Source organism: Microbulbifer mixtoriginis (SeqCode) (assembly GCF_052466765.1).
Genome location: NZ_CP174289.1, coordinates 2851753 through 2875193 on the forward strand (window position 1 = coordinate 2851753; position 23441 = coordinate 2875193).

A 23441-nucleotide genomic window follows, 5' to 3' on the forward strand; every position below is an offset into this window, starting at 1 on the left:
AGTTAGGGAGGGAAAAATAAAGTTATAATTTCTTGTGTGTTTATTTTTTGCTAAGCTTGGATATCACACTATATGTAGTGTGATATCCAAGGGTATGGATTGGAATGAGTATTACTCTCAATTGTTAGTGATAAATAAGCCGGGTAGGAATTCTAGAGGTAATCATTAATATCCCAAGCCTTGCGCTGAAGATCGGTGGCCAGAAGTGTTTTCATAAGTGCGGTATGACCTGAGCCCGCAATTGCGATAACCTTGGTTCCTGGTTGAGCCTTAGCTTGGATGTTGGCATACATGCGAAAATTCCTATGCCACCAACTGACTGACGCATCTGCTCCTGAGAAACCCTCACCAGAATCAATATCATTTACCATGAGATATAAATTCATATTTTTTCTGTCTCTCTCAAGAGAGTTATCAATTTGGAGCAACTGTCGTAAGGGGAGTGTTTTGTGCTGCTTACTAGCTAAAGTTCCAAAATCTGCTATTTCGGCATCAAATATTTTTTTTCTTACAGGCGCATTGGTACTCATATAGCTCATGAGTTTTTCCCCATTCCAGTGCACTTGATTTTCATCATAGCAAATAACACCATTCAGTTTCGCTTTGGCTGCAATGCGAAAACCCAGCTGTTGGTGCTCATTAACTTCGAGTTTATGTTTTCCATTCAGGTAAGATTGAAATTTTTTATCAATATTTTTCTGTTTACTTGGGTCACACTCTAGCATCACATGGGTGGGGGATTCACCGGCTAGTTTCTCGGTTAATTGCTCCAAATAGGCTTGATTTTCTGGCGTTAGCACATCGATAACATTTAACTTTACTGTATCCCGGCCAGGGTTTGCAAAATGAAAGGTACCGAATAACATTACCTGGGCTTGCGGTACTTCAGGGCTGGATGATACTTCTTTTTCTGCAGCCCAACTTGAGCAAGAAGCCAGGGCTATGATACTGCTCAAGAGCTTTATAAGATTTCTCATTGTTCCCCTAACTCTCTATCCTTTATTTCTAATATTTTTTATAAGTATTCATTAACATCCCAAGCCCGGCGACTTTTATCAACCTCTAGAAGGGTCTTTAGGATAGCAGTATGACCTGAGCCACCGATAGCAATTACTTTAGTTCCTGGCTGGGCTTTGGCCTGTATATTAGCGTACATCCGGAAATTACGGTGCCACCAGCTTGCTGCTGCATCGGCCCCAATAAAACCTTTACCTGCACCTATATCATTTTCCATAATATAGAGATTCATATTATCTTGATCTTCCTTTGAGCTATTATGGAATTGCAGTAATTGACCTAAAGATAAAGTGCTGTGCCTGAGAGATGTATCCTTGCCGATCTTCTCTATAAGTTTGTCATGAGTTCTTTTTCTCTCCGGTGCTTCTTTGGTCATATAATCTCTTAGTTCAGCACCTTTCCAATGAACATTTCTTTCGTCATAACAAAGTACCTTGTCCAGTCCCGCTTTTTCCGCTATACGAAATCCCAGTTGCTGATTCTCATTTACGCTGAGGTCATGGTTGCCATTTTTATAAGAATTGAACTTGCGATTTATTGTTTTTTGATATGTCGGCGGGCATTCAATTAATACGTGGGTGGGCCCCTCATCTGCAAGCTTGCTAGTAAGTTGCTCCAAATAGCGCTGGTTATTGGGAGTAAGTACGTTGATTACCTCTGACTTTACTGAATCCAATCCAGGATTATGAAAATGAAAAACACCAAATAGCATTACTTGGGCTGCTGGTGTGTCCTGTTCTGGTATTACGGGTTTTTCAGTGGCGTAGCCAATAGAGTTGGCAGCTAAAGCAAATGTACTAGCTAAAATTAAGGTAAGCTTTCTCATTATTATACTCCCTGTGTTCATTAAAATGAGTGACGGTTGTTATGTCACTCACTATTAGACGCTGTAGAATCACAGGGAGATGCAGTATCAATAAATTTATTGTCTACTATTTAAATAAAGCTATCTGGTATTAATGGTTTAAAGCTTCATTGATCACCTTGTCTCATTGAAACTATTTATCAGAAAGGCCTTATTCTTAAATGGCTAGATGTTTCCTCTCATTCTTGAAACTATCGTCTCAGCATTTTTCATCCTTGCAGCTTGGGCTACTTCTGTCACTACAATTGTTTTTCCAATTGGTGATAAGGATATGCCTGCAAGCTTTAAGTGTTGAATAGCGAAAGGGATACCAATGATGGTTACAAAGCAGGCAATAGCATGTACCAAATGACCAATCGCCAGCCAAATTCCGGCAAATAGGAACCATATGATATTGCCGATCAAGCCAAGTCCACTGGTCCCAATATCTTCGTTTAGGGTCAGCTCCTTGCGTGAAATAGCCTCACGTCCAAAGGGAAAGAATGAGAACTTGCCCATTACAAAGCAGGCCCTACCCCAGGGAATACCGATAATGCTGACAAAAGCGATTAGTGCAAAAAACCACCAGCAAAGGCCCATAAAGACTCCGCCAAGAATAAACCATAAGAAATTGCCCAGGGTTCGCACACTTACTTCCTCGAGAGTTATTGTGGGGACTTAATGCAGTTGCTGTTCAGGTACCAGGGCTAAAACCTTGCCAGGCGGCGCCTAGAAAGGCGATATCTTCCCCCTTTTGATATGCCCATACCACTCTGACGCGGTAGAGAGCTTCTATAGATGCATTAGGGCAAAAATATGAATGAAGCACAATGGCTGGCATAGAGTGATAAATCTCACCGGCTGGCGAAAGAGAGGTGAGCGCACTAGAAGAAAGCCCAATACTGCTAAAGATTACCGTTTATTAGCTTTTATACTTTATGGGATGAGTTCGTTGGCTGGGGCATTGGCATTCAGTAGCCGCTCGCATTGACTCTTGCCAATAATTGGCAGTTGGTTATCCAAAAATCCCATTTGTTTAAGTACAGAGGCTTGATCCCAATAGATATGTTCTGAGCTGATCTTATCGCCGTCAAAGTCAATTACTGCAACATGGGGAACAGACAGTTTCCTTCCCGTGGCTTCGATACCTGGAGCGAACCAATCCATACGCAGGGAGTGTGTCAAATGCAGGATAAACTCATCGATAACTCTGTGTTTTCCTACTGTGCGAGTCAGTAGCTCCAGGCTAACATCGGCCGGCATCTGCGGTATAAAAATATCCCGATAGAAGTTCCTCAGGGGTTCCTTTCCGGTTGCACCTGTGTTTACCGGGACGTGAATTAAAACAGGGTTGTCGGTCATAGTGGCGATAGCAGCATCAGCATCCTTTAGCTCAAACTCGGCTGCTGTATGGGTTTCCCAGACCGTAACAAGTCGTTCTTCTTGCTCACTCATGTCTATTACCACTCCATATTCCAAAAGGAGATAGGTACCAATGGCAATGTGATCCGCTCAATTGAGCCTTACCTTTATCGATATCTCTACCAATGTCTAGATCAAGGTTTCTCTGCCACGGGCATCCAAAAGAAAGAATAGTTGCAATATAGATTGAAAAATTGGGGATGCTGGTGTTTCTAGATGTTTATAGTGAATTCTGTTGAATATCAGCCTGGGAGACTGGTTTTATTTAGGTAAAGCTTGACTGGATATTTATGGTGAGGGAGGGGTAGAGGCGCTTTACAGAACTTTTGGCTAATTTTCAAATTCAATGTAAAGCGCTGAAATCTCTTAACCGCGCCAGTAGTTATTGGCGGCAGCTACTGTCTGAAAGTTGATGGCAACTACCTGGGATGAGGCGATCAAGCTATCTGCGTTTTCCTCGTAGGAAGCTCTCAACTTGCCTCTGACCTCATCCGAAGGTTGGGTGTATTTCACTCCCATTCTGGATAGTTTCATGGCCAATTCAAACCCTTGCTGTGCATTCTCGGTAATCAAACTTTCTAACCACATGTGTGACATGAACTTCCCTCTCTTGTGTATAAAATCTGTGGTGGCTTAAATATACCGACTTAACATTAAAAATGAAGGCCTAAATTGTGACGTCCTTCAATATTGTTAAGCCAGTACATACTTACTGATATATTGATTAAATTGGATAAGATCAAAAGACCCTTTGATTTCAAATTTGACCTTTCCCACCTCGCTGAGATACACCACGATTTCACAGTCCAGGTCAAAGGTGCCAGAGCTTTCTACAGAAAACGCCTGTATTTTACTGTAGGGCAGTGATGTGTATTCGACCTTGGAGCCGGTAATTCCCTGGACGTTGGCTGCGATAATTCTTTTGTTGGTAAAAACCACCTGATCGCGAATGGTTTTGAACCCTGCGAAGATAGATTCACCTTCAATTAAAAACTTATTGAAATCATCTCTAGCCTCGGAGATATCAATAGGCTTCAGTTTGAATATGGGTGAATTTTCAAAGTCGATCATAAAGCTTCCATGTGATTCATTTTGACACGCAGTCATTGTATATATGCTGCATTTTTATAACAGTGCAAACCTTTGGGTTTATTGCCAGTCATTAATGGCTTATAGGTCTTTCGTCTGGGAAGCAGTAACCTAGACCAATTTAGGCTGTGGCTTTGCCGATAGTTAGTTTTTAATTACTAAAGCCCGCAAAAATAGCTGCACAGCCGGGTGGTCTGCTGCATTCTTTTTAAAAGTGGCAGCATTCTGAATGCGGTAGTGAAAACGCTCGGCCAGTAGCGGCTTCAGTTTGCCGCACGCCACATATTTTTGTGCGAGATAATCCGGTAGAAAGCCCACAAAACAGCCAGATAGAATCATCGCGAGCCTTGCGGCCATGTGGTTAGCGGTGGAACGGTTGGGAAATAATCGGTAAAGGTGAGCCGCGCCAGAGAGCACGGCATGACTGGGGGCTGCCAGTTCCTGCTGAGTAAGTAATTCCTCGCTGACCTGATCCGCTTGGGCACATGGGTGTTGGGCGCCACAGTAGAGTGTGGATTGGTGGTGGAATAGCGGCTGGTATTCCAAGCCTGGTCGACGTGTGTGCAAGGGGTTAATCCCCACATCGGCGCGGCCGGCGAGTATCTCCAGCTCCAGTTCCTGGGGTGCGGCAAGTTGTACCTCCAGGTGTAGCTGAGGGGCCTGTTGGCGAAGGTGGGCAATGGTTGCCGGTAAATCCAGTTGTGGTATCTCCAGCACATCGTCTGGCATCACCAGACGCAGATTTCCGGTGAGGTGAGACTGAATGGCATTCACCTGGCTTTTAAAGGCTTCCAGGTGGCCATCCAATTCGAGGATGGCCTCGAAGAGTGACTCCCCCTCAGGTGTCAGTTTGAAGTCGGCACGGCCGCGGGAGCGCAGGCACAATTGCATACCCAGGCGGGCTTCCAGGTCGGAAATATGTACGCTAATGGTGGAGCGGCCGATATTGAGCGCTACCTCTGCAGGCGCCAGGCCACCGGCGCGCACCACTTCACGGAAAACGCGCAACAGGCGAAGGTCTATATCGCTGAGGCGCCCGCCCAAGGCGCTTTTTGTCTTGCCCATCTGCCGATTTATCCCGTGTTATTTGAGTTAGTTTGCCGTAGCTTAGGCACTGCCCGCGGAGTGGGGATTGGAGTGGACAAGCCACTTCACCCTTAAGTTTGATAAATATAAACTTTAGTTCGAAAAATACTACTATTCTCCCTGGGCTGCTGCGGCCAGAATCGCCGCAATACCATTAATAACAGTAAATTATCAGGAGTTTTCCGGTGGAACTGGCGAATCCAAACCTGTTGAAGTCTCAGAACTATATCGATGGAGAGTGGCGGGATGCTGCGGGCACCGCAGAGGTGCGCGATCCGGCCAATGGCGAAGTACTGGGCTTAGTGGCCGATGGTTCAGCGGAGGATGCAGAGGCGGCGGTAGCCGCAGCCAGCGCCGCCTTCCCGGAGTGGAGCCGCCGCACCGCCGGCGAACGTGCCGCCATCCTCAAGCGCTGGTACCAGTTGATTATGGATAACAGCGATGATTTAGCGCGTCTCCTCACTTTCGAGCAGGGCAAGTCGCTGGCGGAGGCCAAAGGGGAAATCATTTATGGCGCCTCTTTTATCGAGTGGTTTGCTGAAGAGTGTCGCCGAGCCTACGGCCAGACGATCCCTACCCACAATCCGGCGATGCGCCTGAGCACCATCCGCCAGCCGGTGGGTGTGGTGACCTGCATCACCCCCTGGAACTTCCCCAACGCCATGATTACCCGCAAGGCGGCACCGGCGCTGGCAGCCGGCTGTACTGTGGTGATCAAGCCGGCACTGGAGACCCCGCTGTCCGCATTGGCGTTGTGCCAGCTGGCAGAGGAGGCGGGTCTTCCCAAGGGCACCATCAATGTGGTGACCGGCAGTGACTCACCGGGCATCGGCAAGGTACTGACCCAAGATCCGCGCGTGGCTAAATTTACCTTCACCGGCTCCACCGCTGTGGGCAAGCTGCTGATGGCACAGTGCGCCAGCACCGTGAAGAAGATGTCCATGGAACTGGGTGGCAATGCGCCCTTTATCGTATTTGACGATGCGGATATGGAGACGGCGGTGCAGGCCTGCGTGGCGACCAAATTCCGCAACGCCGGCCAGGTGTGTGTGGCCACCAATCGCATTTATGTGCACGAGTCGGTACACGATGAGTTTGTGGAAAAGCTGCGTGCCGAAGTGGCCGCACTGAAAATCGGCCATGGCTCCGAAGATGGTGTCAGCATGGGGCCGATGATTTATCGCCGCGCGGTGGATCGGGTACAGGACCTGGTACAGGATGCGGTAGAAGCCGGGGCGAAAATTGAGATTGGCGGTGAGCAGCTGCCCAATGGAGAAAACTATTTCGCGCCCACCCTGCTGACCGGCGTCACAGATGCTATGCGGGTGGCTCAGGAGGAGAACTTTGGTCCCATCGCCGCAGTACAGAAGTTTACCGATGAAGCCGATGTGATCCGCCGTGCCAACGATACCCCTTACGGTTTGGCTGCCTATGTGATGAGCGAGAACATTCGCCGCGCGAACCGTGTGGTGGAAGCGCTGGATTACGGCATGATTGCCTGTAACACCGGGGTATTCTCCACCACCGTAGCGCCTTTTGGCGGTAACAAAGAATCCGGTATCGGCCGCGAGGGCGGTGTCGAAGGCATGGCCGAATTCTACGAAACCAAATACTGCTGCTTCGGCGCCTGATTTTTAGTTTCGAACGGCAGTGCCGTGCGCTTGTCTGAAATTGCACAAGCGCCTGAAAAAATTCGTGGGAGTCGCTGGCTCCCCAACGTAAATATTTTGAAGTTTCAGGGAACTTGCGGAGATACAGTTTATGTCTGATATGCCAACCAACGCTTTCTGGATGCCCTTTACCCCCAACCGCACCTTTAAATCTGCCCCGCGGATTGTTGAGCGCGCCGAGGGTATCTACCTTACCGAAAAAGGTGGTCGTCAGATTATTGATGCCACCGCCGGTCTCTGGTGCAGTAATGCCGGTCATGGCCGCACAGAAATTGCTGAAGCTATTTATCACCAGGCGAAAACCTTGGATTACAGCTCCATCTTCAATTTTGGTCACGAGTTGGGCTTTGAATACTCCGAGCGCTTGGTGAAGCACACTCCCGATGGCCTGGACCATGTATTTTTTGGTAACTCCGGTTCCGAGGCCGTAGAGACCGCGCTGAAAATTGCTCTGCAATACCAGCGTGCGCGTGGCAAGGGCACTCGCACCATGTTTATCGGTCGCGAAAAGGGCTACCACGGGGTGAATTTCGGCGGTATTTCCGTGGGTGGTATCGCTCCCAATTACCAGGGCTTTGGCCAGCCGGTGAAAGCGAACCATATGCGTCACACTCTGGATATCGAGCGCAACGCCTTTAGTCGCGGTTTACCGGAGCATGGTATAGAGCTGGCGGAAGATCTGGAGCGCCTGGTGGCTTTCCACGGTGCCGATCAAATTGCTGCGGTCATTGTCGAGCCGTTTGCCGGTGCCGGTGGTGTAGTACTGCCACCCAAAGGTTACCTGAAGCGCCTGCGCGAGATCTGTGACAAGCACGATCTGCTGCTGATTTTCGATGAGGTGATTTCCGGTTGGGGCCGCACCGGTTCCGCATTTGCTTCTATCGAGTTCGATGTGACTCCGGATATGATCACCTCCGCGAAAGGTATTACCAATGCGGCGGTGCCTTTGAGTGCGGTGTTTGTAAAAGACGAAATTCATAACACGGTTATGAATTCAGCCGCCGAAGGTATGGTGGAATTTTTCCACGGTTACACCTATTCCGCACATCCAGTGGCCTGCGCTGCGGGTATGGCGACTCTGGATATTTACGAGCGCGAAGGTCTGCTCACGCGCGCGTCTGGTGAAATCGGGCAGCACTGGGAAAATGCCCTGCACAGCCTGGCGGATATGGACAATGTGATCGATGTGCGTAACTACGGCCTGGTTGGTGCTATCGAGCTACGTGCCCCTGAAAACCTCAAAGGTAAGTTCGGAGGCAAGGCTTCCCTTATGGCCTGGGAATCTGGGGTAATGGCGCGTGGTATCGGCGATGCCCTGTGTATGTCCCCACCGCTGATTATCGAAAAACACGAGATCGATGCGATTGTGGATAAACTGCGCGGTGTGATCGGCGAGTTGGCCTGACCCATACCCTCCGCCGGCAGCCTTAGGGCTGCCGGTTGTCTCCTTTTCCGCTCCTTTTTTCTCTCGCTAAAACTCCTCAGTACTAAGCACCCGCCTCCTAACTTTTCACTTGCCTGATTTTTCCGTTCACAAGATTTCTGCGCCTATTTGTCGTTAAGGGCTACACTGAAATTAGCGGCCTGCGGCGCGATCATAGTCTTTGCAGAGTCGACTATTTGGTCGCGGCCGTGGGCCGCCGCTCTCTTATTTTTGCTGGTTCCAGGGAAAATATGTTCGGCTCTGCAAGGCTTCACAGCCTGGCGCTTCACTCAATGCTGATCTGTAACCCGGGGACTGCTTATGTCCACTGATACTTCTCCTATCCCCGCCGGCCCCATATTGAAGGTGCTCTCCGCCAACTGGTGGTTACTGCTGTTGCGCGGTGTTATCGCGGTAATCTTTGGTGTGCTGACATTTATCTGGCCGGGGTTGTCACTACTCACCCTGGTTTTGCTCTTTGGTATTTATGCCCTGCTCGATGGTATTTTTTCTTTGGTGGCGGCAGTTATGGGGCGGCATGCGAGCACACCTCTTTGGTGGCTGATTGTGTCCGGGCTGATCAGCCTGGCTGCGGGTATTGTGACTTTTATGTTTCCCCAGGTAACCGCTTTGGTACTGGTGATTTTTATCGGTGCCTGGGCATTGGTGCGGGGAATATTTGAAATTGTTGGAGCGATCCGACTGCGCAAGGAAATCGACAACGAGTGGTTGTTGATTGCGATCGGTGTACTCTCGGTAATTTTTGGCCTGGCAATATTGGTGAGCCCTGGAGCCGGAGCCCTGGCACTGGTATGGGTGATCGGGGCCTATGCCATTATCTTTGGCCTGCCCATGATCTGGCTGGCATTCCGCTTGCGCAAGCACAATAAAAGCGAAAGCTGAAAAAACTATCGAAGGGTACCGGTGCAATATTCGGGTGTCTGCACCGGTTATTGGTTGGAAGATTTAGCGTGTACAGGGTGGGGAAATTTCCTCACCCTGTACGGGATAAATAACAAAAAATAGCGGCTTATTTATTTGCCAGCGCTACCGATTTTGGTAGAGCCTCCATCAGCGACTGGCCTTTTTCCTGCAATGCCATACACAACTGAATACGCTCTTCAGTCTGCGCTAGGCTGCGCTGGTAGCCGGGCGTCAGCTTGCCGTGCTGGGCGAATAGCTGCTGCAATTCATCCAATTGTTTTTTATCGCAGAAGGCATTGGCAAATGCGGGTGTATGGCGGCGGATCTGCGCGGGGATTTTATCCACAACCTGGACAAAATTATTGCGCAGCCAAGCCCAGTGTTGCTCCTGCACCAGCGGCTGCGCCAGGGCGTAGCGAATCATTGCAAAAGACTCCCGCGGACCCATCTGTTCGCTGAGTGCTAACTTTTGGATAGTCTCTATTTGCTTGGGGCTATTACTGCTGCCGATGGCATTGGCACTGGCGTTTTCAAAGCGTGGATCATCCAGCTCGGTGCGCACTTTAATCAGGTGTGTGAGGAAGTCCTCTCCGGCATCCTGGATAGCCACGGTCAGGGCGGCTTCGTACAGGTCGGAGTTCAATGTCTGGGGATCGCGCTCGGTGTTAAAGCCGGTAAAGGCTGTAGCCTTTTCCATTAACTGATTGCGGGTATCCGGGTCTTCTGCCACCAGTGCCATAAAACCGAGTAGGGCGCTGTGTAGCATTTGCTGGTCAGCATCTTCGCTGCTCGCGCTGTTGCTCAATAGTGGCAGATACAGGTTCTGGGCAAAGTTTAGGAAAGCCAAGCGCTCGGCATCGTCGAGATAATTATCGCGGTACTTACGCAGGTAGCGCAGAGGCATGGTAATTACCTGGCGCTTGTCTGCTTTCGCTGACTGGCGCACAACGTCGAGCAAGCGGGGAGCAGGTAGCTTACCGGCTTCGAAGGCAGCGAAGGCGCTGTCGATAATTGAAAGTTGCTCCGTAGGGGCGAACTGGGTGAAGCGCTCGGTAAGGGCCTGCCACTGGGGCTCGGGCAGGTTCCAGCGGTAGTAGCCGCTGCCCTGTGCGTTGGGCATTACCCAGCTGGGGCAGCTGCCTGCAGCGAGTTCCAGGGTCTCTTCTTTACCGGTCAGTATCTGACACTGCTGGGTGCCGCTGTCGCTGCTAAAGCAGAAGGGGATACTCCACTGCTGTGCGGTTGTAGCAATAGGGGAGCCAAGGGGTTTGTAGCGGCTCTGGGTGACATGCAGTTTGGCCTGGGCCGGATTGCTGCAGTCCAGGGCCAGCTCCAGTTGCGGTACACCTTTTTGTTCGACAAAACTGCGGAAAGTCTCTGTCAGTTCCGGGGTATTGGTTTCCTTCCCGATCACTTTGTAGAAAGAAGGGGAGTCTGCCTCACCACCGTTAAAAGCTTCCAGATAGCGGCCCAGGGCCGGACGGAATTTCTCCGCGCCGAAGTAGTTATCCACCATATTGATAACGCCCAGGCTCTTGGAATAGGTGATGGAGTCGTAGGCGTTGCGGATATTGTTGTTGTCGCTAACAGGCTCGCGAATGGCGCGGGTGCTGGCAAGGGAGTCCAACTGCATAGCGCCGATTGCGTAGGTGGCGGCGTTCAGGTCGTGGCCGCCCTCGGGTTCCATAATACGCAGGGCCAGTGGTTCGCCCCAGGTGGCGAAGCCCTCTTTTAGCCATAGGTCGTCCCACCAGGGGGGAGTCACCTGATTGCCAAACCACATATGCGCGATTTCATGGGCGTGTACCTCTACCAGAGCCAGGCGTGCGCCGGGAGCGGGGTTATCGCCCACCAGAATGCGTTGCTCGCGATAAGTGATGGCTGCAGACAACTCGGTGGCGCCACTGGGCCACTGGGGCGCGGCGATAATATCGAGCTTTTTAAAGGGGTAGGGGCGCTGCAGTTGATTCTCGAAGGTCTCCACCATTTTGGGGGTGATATCGAGGATGTAATTCATATCGCCACCGCGGCCCTGACGCGCAAAACCGCGCAGGGGGATAGGGTCCTTGCGGTACTTACTCGGTGGAATAGCTGCGCGCTCAACCACATCGAAGGGACCTACCGAGAGGGACAGCAGATAAGTGGACATGGGGGGAGTGGTGGCAAAAGTCACTTTCTCCATGCCGCCCGGCACAGTCTCGCGTTTTAATTCCGGCCCATTACTGATAGCGGCGTAGCCCTCGGGCACAGTAAGGCTGATTGAAAAGGGCGCCTTTAGGCCGGGTTCGTCGAAACCGGGCAGATATTTGCGCGCCTGGATGGACTCAGACTTGGCCAGGGCATAGGCATTGCCCTGCTCTTCCACTTTAAACAGGCCGGCCAGGTTGCGATCAAAGTCGGCGGCATAATCCAGCTGTAGGGTGAAGCTGCCGGCCGGCAGTTGCTCGGAGAATTCAACCGTGGCGACGCCGCTGTCGAGGACCTCGCGGTAGCTGGCTTGCACTTCACGCCCGTCTGCCAGTTGCGCAGTGGCTTTGGTTACCGACAGGTTCTTGCCGTGCAACCAGATATGGTTGCCGGCCTGGTCCAGCTGAATGTCGATAGCGACACGGCCACTGAAAGTATCTTTGCGAGGATCGAGAGTCAGGTCCAGGTGGTAGGCGCTGGGCTTTACTCCTTGGGGAAGCTTGCCCTCAGGGGCTTCTCTGATGTCCAGGGCTGTCATTTGAGCGCTGGATTCCTGGTCGATTTTCTGCGGGGCCTTTTCCGCCGGGTTACACCCGGCGACTGTTACTGATAACAGCGCCGCGCTCAGCAGGGCGAGCGGTATCTTCTTGTTCATAGAGCGATGGGGTACTTGGCCAAAAAAAGGCCATTGTACCGCTTTGGCGGAAAATTACGTGGGGCTGTGGGAGTTGAGATAGATCCAGGGGGAATGCCATGCCCGGCGATCAAGCGCTGGGCATGGTGATGGCTGTGAAAGTTTACAGGTGTGGGACAGTTAAACTGGAAACCTTGCTGCTGCTATAGGGCACAGTGATGGTGTAGTTGGTATCTTGTGGCTTCTTGTAAATAGGGCCTTGAGTATCAATAGCCATAACTACTCGGTGACCGGCAGGCACATCGTAGCTGGTGGTGAACAGTTCAACCTCCACTTTTTGCTTCTTACCTGGCTGTTCAGTGCGCACAGTAATTGGTGCGTGGGTGATCAGGCGGCCAAGGCCAAAGAAATTGACATCGTAGAGATGTACATTCATTTGAACCTCGCTCTTACTGGGCTCGATCCACATCTCTAGCTTTGGTGCGCCGCGGACTTTCAGGGTCTCAGACTGCCTTGGTGACTTGTATTCGATGGCATAGTAACCGTTGATTGCCATCATAGGTGCGTACACCGGAATGCCGAAACCTTCTAAGGCATCGGAAACCAATGGGATACCGGTACCAGCAAAGGTATCCCAGCCCCCGTGGAATTCATTACTCCAGCTCCAGCCATCATATTTACCGCTCTCCATACTGCCGCTATTGAACATGGTAAAGCGTGGTTGTAGATACCAGGTGGTGCTCTCTTGGGTTACTGGGTAGTCCTCATAGTGCTCTAGCTTGTTGCTGATACGCACGGTCATGTCCACTTTAGGTTCGCGGTTGATTCCGTTGTCTTTGCCCTTCAGGTGGTGATCGAACCAGCGGAAGCTGGTAGACCAAATGTGTCCATCGTTGCCAGAGAGTGTCTCGGTAATGGCGTGGGTACCAGGGTTTAGCATCAGCTTCTTGGGCCCCTCAAGTAGGGAGAAGAAGTCTGTCATGCTGTTGGGCTTGAAAAGATAATCGGCAAAGTTATTCGATACTAGTACTGCAGTGCCATTTTCATTTAGTTGATCGACATAGCTTATTGCCGAGCGTTTGGCGCCGAACTCTATAACTTGCTCCATGTTCTGGCCGCTGCGCAGGTCATCCCAGACTTGCTCAAGTTCAGCTTCTTTATCGAAGGCGGTAGTGACAAGTAAGCTACCCCAGACCAAGTTAACGGTTTCATTGGGGTAAAGCGCTTCAACTACATCGGCCCAGCCGGACAGCGCAGCAACCGCATCAATACGGGAGTCTTGCGCGGCGCTTAGTAGGGAAATACCGCCACCATAAGAAATACCAGCCATTCCCAGTTTGCCCACGGAGTAATTGGATTCGAGCCAATCAATCAGCACACCCACATCGGCAATGCTGTTCTCTCCGGCCACGTCCACCAGTCCACCGGAGTGGCCAAAGCCGCGGGTGGAGTAACTCAAAACCAGGTATCCATTTTCAGCCAGCTCCTTGGCCTGGAAGTGGTATTGGCGTTTTTCCAAGCCCCAGCTGTTGGTGAAGATCACGGTAGGGTAGCCCTCCGCTGGTGCCGGGGTTTCCGGCACAAACAGGTTGGCATCGAGTACCGTTCCGTCGAAAGAGGTAATATCCAGGTCGGAAATATATTCAGGGGCCGACCAGGCATGCGCTGACATCATAGCGCCGCCAAGCAGCGCCAGTAGTGGTGTAGTTTTCATTTTTTTCTCTCATCAAAGTAAATTATTTTTATTTTTTGACCATGATTAATACATTGGTCAGGAGCGCAATATATAGAACCCGGCCGCGTATTTGTATGCTGTTTGATTAAAAAATGAGACGCTTGTCTCGTAGTTTGTCGCTGCCCCCATTAGGTTTTTATATCGACTTTTTTAAATTCACTTTGTCCAGATGGTCACATAAAAATCGCCTAAAAAGTTCATTTCTTATTCATGTTGATCTTTTTTTGATCAATAAAAACCGGTAATGTGTGCTTCTACGATTTGGCCACGGAGGGCTTCGGCAACAATGACTCGGTGGCCTGAACTATGGTTTCTCGCTCAGCTGTTTTCTTAGTACTTTTTTTCGTTTTCTCACTGTCTGCCAATGCTGCATCCCGCTATCTCGGCGAGGAGATCTGGTATCAGGTAGACAGTAAAAACTTTCGGGTTATTACCGATGGCGATCCCAAAGCGGTAAAAACCCTGGTGGCCGATCTGGAGCGCTATCGCGCCGTGGCCATAGAGCTGTTGGAGGTAGACCCCAGCGTCCCTAAGCTCACAATTTATGCAGCCGGGGACCGCAAAACCTATGCGGGTCTGGTTGGGGCTGAGTTGGCGGAGATGACCAACGGCCTGTTTGATACCTCCGCCGAGGGCAGTTATGCCCTGGTGAACCTGGATGGCCGCAGTGTAAAAAAACAGCTTAAGGCCCGTGAATTTCTCTTTCACGAATATACCCATTTCCTTAGCTATAACGGCAATACCACGCATTTCCCCTACTGGTATAGCGAGGGCTTTGCCGAATTTATGGCGACTATGTCCTTCCCTAAAAAGGGACGTTATGAACTGGGCGAAATTCCCCAGGAGCGCGCTCAGACTCTGATGTATGCCGGCTTGATGCCGCTCGACCGGCTGCTGCGTGCAACGGTGTACGATACCGACCCCGAGGAGAAAGCCGATATCTATGCCAGCGGTTGGTTGCTGTCCCACTGGTTGATGATGGAGGGCGATAAGGCGGAAGAATTTAAGCAGTTTGTCAAAGACTTCAACGATGGTGCAGATCCGGTGAAATCACTGGAGAAAGCCCTGGGAATGTCGGTAAAAGAGCTTGAAAAAGTATATGTAGCCGCATTTGACTCAGGGGAATATGAGGTGGTCAGTGGTGATATCCCTGCTGATTTTAAAGAGGTAACACCTCGAGTGAAGCGCCTGCAAAAGCGGGAAGCAGTAAATGTACTGGCGAACTTTATTGCCCAGTCTGGTTACAACCTACAAGCCCTCGACGATCTGATTACCTATTCCTACCATACAGGGATCTACAGCACTGAGCTGGCTGCCATTAAGGCGAGTGCGGATCTGCGTATAGGGGATTTTCCGCAGGCCAGTCATTTGCTTGCCAGTGTACCAAAAAAGGATCGCCGGCAACCCTGGTACCTGAGTGCCCACGCCTGGCTGACGGTGAATCAACAGGCCACGGTGCCCAACGATGCCCGCGATTTACGCAGCCTGAAAAAGGCCCGTGAAGAGTTCGACTACCTGGTGAATAAAGAGCCTCAGAATGCTTCTCACTGGTTTGGTCTGGCCATGGCTATGGAAATGTTGAGCTATCCCCGTGAGGAATATCTATCCAAGCTTGAAGAAGCTTATAAGCGCGCACCGCGGGAGCTCCATATTGCTCAGTGGCTGGCAGAAGAACTCTATCAACAGAAAAATGCGGAATACTTTGCCCGGGTGGCAAAGCCGCTGATGTTCGAACTCCCGGATGAGGAGGAGAACCGACAAATAAAAATGAGATTGGCGGAGCTACAGGGCAAGCCTAAATCCAGCTAATAACAATAAGATGCTCACAGAATAATAGAGGGGCTGTCACTTGATGTAAGAGACAACCCATAGTCGCCAACGTATATTTGCCCGGCAATTTGGTTTGCCGGGCTTTTTTTATTGAGGCTGCGGAAAACTGGTACGATTTGGCTTATTGTTACTGATGTTGGGTTTCTTCCTGATAAAGGGGAGTACTACTTAACTACTAACATTATAATGATGACGCCTTACCCGGTGCTTTTTAACTATTGAAAGACATCGAACAGAAGTCAGAATTTGTTTTTAAATACCTATAGACGCCGATGCCTTGCGGCGACAGTAATACTCTACGCTGCACTAATTCGCTAGTTAGTCCAAAAGTGGATGGATAACAATAACAATTTCGCTGAAATAAGGTTGAACTGTGCATAAAAAAATAGTCGCGATCACTTTTCTGATTGTCGCTCTTATGTGTTCAGTAAGCTGTGAAAAGCGCTCTTCGCAACAAGTAGAATCACAGCAGGTTGAACCCCAACAGGTCGTCGCTGAACCCACTAAAGAACCTGAAATTGTTTTTGCGAACTACCCGGAACTCGGAGACCTACCCGCCTTACAGGAGCGAGGCATCTTGCGCTTACTTGCCACCCGAGGCCCTGAGGAGGATGCCCTGCCGCGTTCTGGCTTGCCGCAGGGAGAGTGGCGGGAGCTTGCAGAGAAATTTGCCTACAGCCGCAACCTAAGGCCCCAGTGGGTTTATGTGGATAACTTTTCCGGTTTGATCCCCGCTTTGGCAGAAGGCCGAGGTGATGTGATCGCCACTAATTTTTCCCGCACGGCCAAAAGACGCTCGCAGGTGGCGTTCACACGGCCGCTACAAACGGTGAATGAACTAGTAATTACGCTTCGTGATTTGAATAGCCCGCTACAGGAGGTAGCCGTACGCCGTGGCAGTGCCTATGCCGAAACCTTGAGTGAAGATACAGATCAGGCCTATAAGATCACGCTCCTGGATGGTGCGGTGGCAAACAGCGCATTGTTAGATGCTGTTGTCGCAGGTAAGTATCAGGCAACCGTGATGGACAGTAATTTGGCTGATGCGCTTTTGCCCGATTATCCGCAGCTCGCTGCCAGCGATCAGCTGGAATCCAGCAGAGATATTGCCTGGGCAGTGCGTCTCAATGCCACAGAGCTACGACGTGAGCTCAATGAATTCCTGACTGCAGAACTGGTATTGGCCGGGCAAAACTCCAATAAAATGATGCGGGATTGGAAGGGTATTTTAGCGGATGGCACTCTACGAGTACTGACCCGTAATCATCCAGCTTCTTACTTTATTTGGCGTGGGGAATTGATGGGGTTCGACTATGACCTGCTGAAAAAATTTGCTCGTGACCATAAGCTTCGCCTCAGTATGGTCGTGCCCGATGCGGATATGGATTTAGCAGATGCCCTGCAGGCAGGTATGGGCGATATGATCGCCTCGTCACTGACGATTACCGAGATGCGCCGTAAGCAGGGGCTCGTTTTTACACGCCCCTACCTTGAGGTGACTGAACAGCTGATTGCTCCCAGCAAAGATATCTCCCTGCAAGGAGATGTGCCCTTAGAGCAAATGCTGTCGGGAAAGATGGTGGCTGTAAACCCGCAAACCAGCTACCGTGAGAGTCTCTCAGAGATGGTGGTATTGCAGCAGGAGCAGGGAATCGCCCCACTTCAGATATCTGAGCAGCTAGGTGCAACAACCGAATATTTAATCGATGCCGTTGCTCAGGGGTTATTTCCCTATACGATTGCAGATTCTCATCTGGTTGCGATCGAGAGCACTTATCGCGATGATTTTAGGGTGGTGGCTGAATTGCCCAGTGTCAGAGAAATAGCCTGGGCTGTGCGTGCAGATCAAAGCCAACTGCTGGGAAAATTAAATAACTTTTTAAATAAACACGATCGCGATTTGTTTTTTAATGTTACTTACAATAAGTACTTTAAAGAGAAAAAGCGTATTCTTCGCCATCAGGAAAATCGCCTGCGCAGTAGTAGTGATTCACTTTCACCCTACGATCCTATAGTCCATAAATATACGGATAAAACGGATCGTGACTGGCGCATGGTGGTTGCTCAGATGTACCAAGAAAGCCAGTTCAATCCCCGCGCCCGTTCCTTTGCCGGGGCTCAAGGTCTGATGCAGGTGCTCCCGCGTACTGCTCGCCAATTAGGGGTTGATAATCTTTATGAGCCTGAGAATGGCATCCGTGCGGGAGTCTCCTATCTAGATTGGCTGGATCAACGCTTCCCACAGATGCTTTCGCAGGAGCAAAAAATATACTTTACTTTGGCTGCTTATAATGCCGGCCATGGCCATGTACGTGATGCTATAGCCCTTGCCCAGCGCATGGAATTAGATCCCAATAAATGGTTTGGCCATGTAGAACAGGCCATGCTGTTGTTATCCAAGCCTGAATACTATCGCCAGAGTCGCTTTGGCTATGTACGGGGTCGGGAGCCGGTTAAGTATGTGCGGGAGATACGGGATAGATATATAGGCTATCTCGGTGTAGAGCGTAATGGGCCTCCTAGGGGAGGCGAATGGTGATTCTAGCCCTGATGGCCTTATACCATAGCCGCTATTGCCTCAATCTCTAGTTTTAGGTCAGGGTGAATCAGATTAGAAACTTCGACTAGTGAACAGGCTGGCAAGTTTCCGTCATAAAACTGAAATAACGCTTTGCGCAGGTTACTGGTCTGTTCGATGTCCTTTATGAAGATTGTTAACTTAATGAGATCAGACTTGTTCCGCCCCTCGTATTCCAGGATATTATCTATCTGAGAGAGTACCTCTTGGGCTTGATCTAAAAATTCTTTTTTCTGAGAAGTGGTTTCCTGTGCGGTCAAGCCCGAAATGTAGAGCGTATTTTCATGGATAACAGAATGTACATAAGGGCCTTTTTGTGACGGTAGAAAGGGATATTCTCTTTTTTTAAGCATAATTAATCCAAGCTTATACGAAAAATTACAAATCTAGGGGTTGTGGTTTCCAGTTCATTTTTATAGTCGACGCTAAGGTCTCTTGTGGACCAACTTTAGCGGCTCCGCCAATAATATAAATGGAATCGTTAATTGTAACAGCACCGTGTCCATGGCGAGCCATAGGGAGAGAGATTTCTTTTCTCCACTGATCACTAATTGGGTTGTATGACCAGATCGAGTTAAATGCAGAGCCTGTTTTCCAGTAACCGTTGGGGCCAAAGGCTTCTCCACCGGTAACTATTATCTTTCCCTTTAATGGTGTGGCAGTTAGCCCGGCAAGTGATTGGGGTAGCGGTCTTATTTTATTCCACTTGTCCAAGCTGGGATCATAGACTTCCGCGTAGGAGAGATTCCTAGCCTTATTATTTCCATTGCTAGCTTGGCGCCCACCAATAGCATAGATTCTATTGTTTAATGCCGCACCTGCTGCGGAATTTCGGCTGATAGTCGCCGGAGCTGCAGTTTCCCAGTTGGCATTGTCTATCAATATATAATGATTTTTCGCATCGCTATTTTTAAGTTGGTCGTTAGGTGTTTTTCCACCGATAATATGGATGCCTTTTGATGTGTTGGCATAGATGCTTTCGGCCATGGGAGCCGGCAAGCGGGGCCCAGAGGTCCAGATATCTTCACTGTTGGACAGCTTATAAACAGTAGCCTTGGCCTGCCAAGCATTGTTTTTTACTCCATTGAAACCTCCAATGCCATAAAGATATTTGGAGTTTGCAGTCATACCTAGATGGTGTATAGCTTCTGGGAGTGGTGGACCATCTCGCCAAGTTTTGGTTTGGGGTGAGAATATATAGGTGCGATCTGTAGGGGCTAGACCGTAAAATATGGAATTAGATGATGGAATAAAACCACCTGAAATATAGATTTCTCCAAAGAATACAGAGGGGTATATTTCCTGAACGGCTGTTTTTAAGTCTGGTAGTTTAATGAATCGTAGTTTATGGGCAGATTGCCATGTTCCAGCTTTCCCCTCCATTCCACCGAGTATAAATGGTGCCGCTCCGATAATTTTTAAAAAATCTCTTCTAGAGTAAGGCATATGTTTGTATCTCTCCTTGAGTTAAATGGTAAAGCTTGCTTACAGCCTAAGTTTTTTTGTAAAAAATAGACTGTGTGGATCCTCTCTATAGTTGGAAAATGGCCCGCAGGATTTAAAGCCATTTTGATAGTAAAGTGCTATTGCTGGAGCAAAATTTAACCTGTTACCAGTTTCAAGCTTTACCTCACTGTAACCCCGTCTTCTGGCTTCATTTATTATCTCCTGTAATACTGCTTTAGCGACACCTTTGCGTAGGAAAGATTGGCTGGTTTTCATTGACTTGATTTCTCCCAGAGTAGAGGAGACTTCCTTGAGGGCGCCACAGCCTGCTAGAACGCCATTGATCTTTGCGCTCCAGAAGGTGATTTTGGGATCAACTAACTCTTCTGGTTTGAGGGCGTGCACACTTTCAGGGGGGGAGTGCTGTTGCATTTCTTTTAGGTGCTGCGCCAATAACTCTACGACGGTACCATCTGATAGATCGTCTTTTTGAACCGCTATATACATAGAGATGCCTTTGTTATTTTAAGTATAGATACCATTGAGGTTTAATTTATGCAGGTCTAAATTATGTTGGGTAGTAATTGTTTTCATTGATTTATAGGCATTTATCCATTGGAAGGCGAGTTCAATAAATAAGGGCCCATAGGCCCTTAAATATTCTTATAGTACTGATTCTTTTATTTTTTTGTGCACTCTACAGGACATCTATAAAAATAGAATCCGATGTTATCCTTTATCCTTTATCCTTTATCCTTTATCCTTTATCCTTTATCCTTTATCCTTTATCCTTTATCCTTTATCCTTTATCCTTTATCCTTTATCCTTGATGAGTAAAGCTTGCCCCATTTTGATACATCGTTCACTGGTGTAGAGGTGATTTTTTAATGCTTTAACCAGTGTGGGCTTAAATTGAGGGTTTTCTTCAAGAATGGTGCTTATTTTTTGAGCGCCCTCATCTGAGCACATTAGGGGAAAAATATTGGTGTAGCTACTGATTAGCTCTGAGGAATCCTCATTATTAATTTGCTCCAGTGCGTAAAGGATTTTTTCGCTGTTATTATTAAATAGGGAGATTTGTTCATCTTTAAATAGAGAATAAGAGGCCTTGCGCAGTTCACTTAACTTGAAGTTAACCCTGTGCTGAATTAGGTTTTCTAACCATTTTTGTTTGATTTCTGGTAAAGGTCTTACTACTTCGGCAGCAATGGCATTCAGTTTTGATCTGTCTGAGCTATCTTTGCTTAGTTCACGGACAATAGCTTGTTCATAATCAGAATATAAATAGCGATTTTGCAGGTGAATTAAATCCCAGCGCATATCCGGATCTAAGTTCAGTCCTTTAACTGAGAGCTCACCCATCAGTAATAGTTTGGCATTGTTGAGCGCGCTGTTCGAATGAGCTATTTCGGTAAATAGCTCAAACCAAGTCTTTTGTTGATCGCTGCCTGCAGGTGCCTGCTGTAGCCGCTCCCACGCAAAATCCTCCATGGTTTTTAGAATTTTACTACGGCGCTGTTGATCAATAGGAACTTGGTTTAGATAACTATGGACATAATTTAAATAGCGCGCATTGAGTCGTATAGCACTGATATCTTGTTCGGCGACACCATTATTAATAACAAAACTGATGTATTCATCAAGGGGGATTTTTGCATCATAGGCGCTGTCGAATAGGCTTTGCCAAAGCATAAGACGGGTGAAAGGATTTTCAATGGCATGGAGGTATTGAGCCATATTTTTCAATGTGATTGAGTCAAGAGTTACCTTGGCAAAAGCCCAATCTTCCTCGTTAGGATAGAGAATTTGAGGGCAGGATAACCCTTTAGCACTCTCTACTTTGGTTAATGCATCGCTGTACCTTACCGACAGGGTGGCATAGCGTTTCATAATCCCCCCATCCATACGATAGAAACCGAGCTGAGTGCGTTGTTCGCGTAGCGTCGGGTAATCATCTGGAGCTGTCTGTGTCAGAGTAAGGTCGGTAATCCGATCATTTTCACATTCGAAACTTGCTTCAATAGTGTTAAGACCGGCTTGATAAAGCCATTGTTGTTGCCATTCCTCCAGATTGATGCTGGCGGCCTTGCCCAGATGATTAATAAAATCATCAAGTGTAGAATTTTTGTAAGAAAAATCTTTCAGGTAACTGCTAACGCCTTGACGAAATTTTTCTTTACCGAGGAAATAGGGTAATTGTTTGAGTATAGAGCCCCCTTTGCCGTAGGTAATACCATCAAAATTGCTAAAAGCTTCTTCGGTATTTTTTACTGGTAGCTGGATGGCATGAGTAGTGGGCCTTTGATCGGAGTAATAAGCCCACTGTTTAGTACCAAGATAAAAATTTTCCCAGGCATTGGAAAATTCACTGTTCTCTGCTAAAGATAGGTTGGCCATATAAGTGGCAAAACTTTCATTTAGCCAAAGATCGTCCCACCAGTTCATGGTCACTAGATTGCCAAACCACTGATGTGCCAATTCGTGAGCAATAACATTGGCCAAGCGCATACGCTGGGCCTGGGTTTTTTCTCCACGAGATACGTAGGCATCATTAAAAGTGACTGCCCCCACATTTTCCATGGCACCCGCATTGAAGTCGGGTACCAGGATCTGATCATACTTATTAAAGGGGTAATCTATTCCAAAATAGGGTTGAAAAAATGCAAAGGACTGCTTGGTGAAGGTAAACCAGTCTTCGGTTTTAACATATTGTGCCAGGCTCTGGCGGGCCATCAGGCGTAGAGGGATACCTTTGGTGTTATCCTCCCAAATATGGTAGGGCCCAGCGTGTAATGAGAATATGTAGGATGAGAACTTTGGAGTTTGTGGAAAAAACCAATGCTTTATTTCACCCTCGTGCTCTACTCTATGTTCACGCTCCGCACTGATTACTACCCACTCTTTTGGCGCTGTGACATCTAGTGTATAGCGAGCTTTAAGGTTTGGTTGGTCAAAATGTGGGAAAAGGCGGTTGGCGTCATAGGGTTGAAAATCAGTATATAAATAGACTCTACCATCTACAGCGTCTTTAAATCGGTATAAACCCGACCCATTATTTGAATAAGGATGTCGATAATTTATTGTAATTGTATGCTTCTTATTGGGTAGCTGTGTATTATCAATACGAATAAAATGTCCATTGTAACTGAAAGGAGTCTTTTGGTTATCCACCTGTACAGTTTCAACAGTACCTCCAGAGAAATCGACAGTTAGAGGCTGTTGTAAGGGTTTGTTGAATTCAATTTCAGTTACAACTGTGCCGGAAAAATTGTCTCCGTTGCGATCAAGATGAATACTCAGTTGGTAATCTACTTCTGCAATTTGCTGTTTTCTCAGCTTTGCATATTTCTCAGATAGCCCCGCGATCTCCGCTCTTGTTACAGGTTTTGTTGTAGAAGTTTGTGCGGCTTCTGTACTACCTGGCTTTTGCTCACAGGCAGCGAACATGATACTGCACAAGAGAGTGGTAATAAGTCTTAATCTTTTAATCTTGGTTTGGTTGATCATGGTGGTCTCACCGATCGGTTAGTTGTTATTGCTGTGATTCTATATTGGT

General features: G+C 48.4%; 18 protein-coding genes. 5 read left to right on the forward strand and 13 right to left on the reverse strand.

The genetic code is table 11. From position 1 onward, the window contains the following. Window positions 1-152: 152 nt before the first annotated feature. The 7 genes from ACJJIV_RS12695 to ACJJIV_RS12725 form a co-directional block, all read right to left on the reverse strand. Window positions 153-977, reverse strand: a complete 825-nt coding sequence (locus tag ACJJIV_RS12695; protein ID WP_444889185.1) for a DUF5694 domain-containing protein — start codon at window positions 975-977, stop codon at window positions 153-155. A 38-nt stretch (window positions 978-1015) separates the two neighbouring features. Then, the gene (locus tag ACJJIV_RS12700; protein ID WP_444889186.1) at window positions 1016-1843 is read right to left on the reverse strand and encodes a DUF5694 domain-containing protein; all 828 of its coding nucleotides are present in this window, start codon (window positions 1841-1843) and stop codon (window positions 1016-1018) included. A gap of 204 nt (window positions 1844-2047) precedes the next feature. After that, the gene (locus ACJJIV_RS12705) at window positions 2048-2509 is read right to left on the reverse strand and encodes a YccF domain-containing protein (RefSeq protein WP_252083634.1); all 462 of its coding nucleotides are present in this window, start codon (window positions 2507-2509) and stop codon (window positions 2048-2050) included. Window positions 2510-2797: 288 nt separating this feature from the next. After that, window positions 2798-3316: a nuclear transport factor 2 family protein gene (locus ACJJIV_RS12710; RefSeq protein ID WP_252083633.1), complete on the reverse strand. Its 519-nt coding sequence runs from the start codon at window positions 3314-3316 to the stop codon at window positions 2798-2800. 333 nt (window positions 3317-3649) lie between these two features. Next, window positions 3650-3880 carry a hexameric tyrosine-coordinated heme protein gene (locus ACJJIV_RS12715; RefSeq protein WP_152455425.1) on the reverse strand — a complete coding sequence of 77 codons (231 nt, stop codon included), beginning with the start codon at window positions 3878-3880 and terminating at the stop codon, window positions 3650-3652. Window positions 3881-3976: 96 nt separating this feature from the next. Further along, entirely contained in the window at window positions 3977-4354 is a 378-nt protein-coding gene (locus tag ACJJIV_RS12720) for a PH domain-containing protein (RefSeq protein WP_444889187.1), read from the reverse strand. Between the two features lie 162 nt (window positions 4355-4516). Further along, a complete protein-coding gene (locus tag ACJJIV_RS12725; protein ID WP_252083631.1) occupies window positions 4517-5437 on the reverse strand; it encodes a LysR family transcriptional regulator in 921 nt (306 codons plus the stop codon). A gap of 206 nt (window positions 5438-5643) precedes the next feature. Here ACJJIV_RS12725 and ACJJIV_RS12730 point away from each other — a divergent pair, with 206 nt between their 5' ends. The 3 genes from ACJJIV_RS12730 (at window position 5644) to ACJJIV_RS12740 (ending at window position 9454) form a co-directional block, all read left to right on the forward strand. Further along, the gene (locus ACJJIV_RS12730; RefSeq protein ID WP_444889188.1) at window positions 5644-7089 is read left to right on the forward strand and encodes an NAD-dependent succinate-semialdehyde dehydrogenase; all 1446 of its coding nucleotides are present in this window, start codon (window positions 5644-5646) and stop codon (window positions 7087-7089) included. A 130-nt stretch (window positions 7090-7219) separates the two neighbouring features. After that, complete coding sequence (gene aptA, locus ACJJIV_RS12735; protein WP_444889189.1) at window positions 7220-8533, forward strand: omega-aminotransferase AptA; 1314 nt, start codon at window positions 7220-7222, stop codon at window positions 8531-8533. Window positions 8534-8872: 339 nt separating this feature from the next. Continuing rightward, window positions 8873-9454: an HdeD family acid-resistance protein gene (locus tag ACJJIV_RS12740; RefSeq protein ID WP_444889190.1), complete on the forward strand. Its 582-nt coding sequence runs from the start codon at window positions 8873-8875 to the stop codon at window positions 9452-9454. A gap of 127 nt (window positions 9455-9581) precedes the next feature. On the opposite strand, the gene ACJJIV_RS12745 is transcribed toward ACJJIV_RS12740, so the two are convergent. After that, on the reverse strand, window positions 9582-12317 hold the full coding sequence (locus tag ACJJIV_RS12745; protein WP_444889191.1) for a M1 family metallopeptidase: 2736 nt from the start codon (window positions 12315-12317) through the stop codon (window positions 9582-9584). Between the two features lie 142 nt (window positions 12318-12459). Beyond that, window positions 12460-14010, reverse strand: coding sequence for a CocE/NonD family hydrolase (locus tag ACJJIV_RS12750; protein WP_252083618.1), 1551 nt, complete (start codon window positions 14008-14010; stop codon window positions 12460-12462). A 327-nt stretch (window positions 14011-14337) separates the two neighbouring features. Between ACJJIV_RS12750 and ACJJIV_RS12755 the strand changes: the two genes are divergently transcribed. After that, window positions 14338-15840: a hypothetical protein gene (locus ACJJIV_RS12755; RefSeq protein ID WP_444889192.1), complete on the forward strand. Its 1503-nt coding sequence runs from the start codon at window positions 14338-14340 to the stop codon at window positions 15838-15840. A 394-nt stretch (window positions 15841-16234) separates the two neighbouring features. Further along, window positions 16235-18400, forward strand: coding sequence for an MltF family protein (locus ACJJIV_RS12760; protein WP_444889193.1), 2166 nt, complete (start codon window positions 16235-16237; stop codon window positions 18398-18400). A 17-nt stretch (window positions 18401-18417) separates the two neighbouring features. Here the strand turns inward: ACJJIV_RS12760 and ACJJIV_RS12765 are convergent, their stop codons facing one another. The 4 genes from ACJJIV_RS12765 to pepN form a co-directional block, all read right to left on the reverse strand. Next, on the reverse strand, window positions 18418-18792 hold the full coding sequence (locus ACJJIV_RS12765) for a RidA family protein (RefSeq protein WP_252083615.1): 375 nt from the start codon (window positions 18790-18792) through the stop codon (window positions 18418-18420). 25 nt (window positions 18793-18817) lie between these two features. Beyond that, on the reverse strand, window positions 18818-19885 hold the full coding sequence (locus tag ACJJIV_RS12770) for a Kelch repeat-containing protein (RefSeq protein ID WP_444889194.1): 1068 nt from the start codon (window positions 19883-19885) through the stop codon (window positions 18818-18820). Between the two features lie 39 nt (window positions 19886-19924). Continuing rightward, window positions 19925-20392 (reverse strand): GNAT family N-acetyltransferase, encoded by a 468-nt coding sequence (locus tag ACJJIV_RS12775; RefSeq protein WP_252083613.1) that lies wholly within the window; start codon window positions 20390-20392, stop codon window positions 19925-19927. A 306-nt stretch (window positions 20393-20698) separates the two neighbouring features. Beyond that, window positions 20699-23392 (reverse strand): aminopeptidase N, encoded by a 2694-nt coding sequence (pepN, locus tag ACJJIV_RS12780; RefSeq protein WP_444889195.1) that lies wholly within the window; start codon window positions 23390-23392, stop codon window positions 20699-20701. Between the last annotated feature and the right edge of the window lie 49 nt (window positions 23393-23441).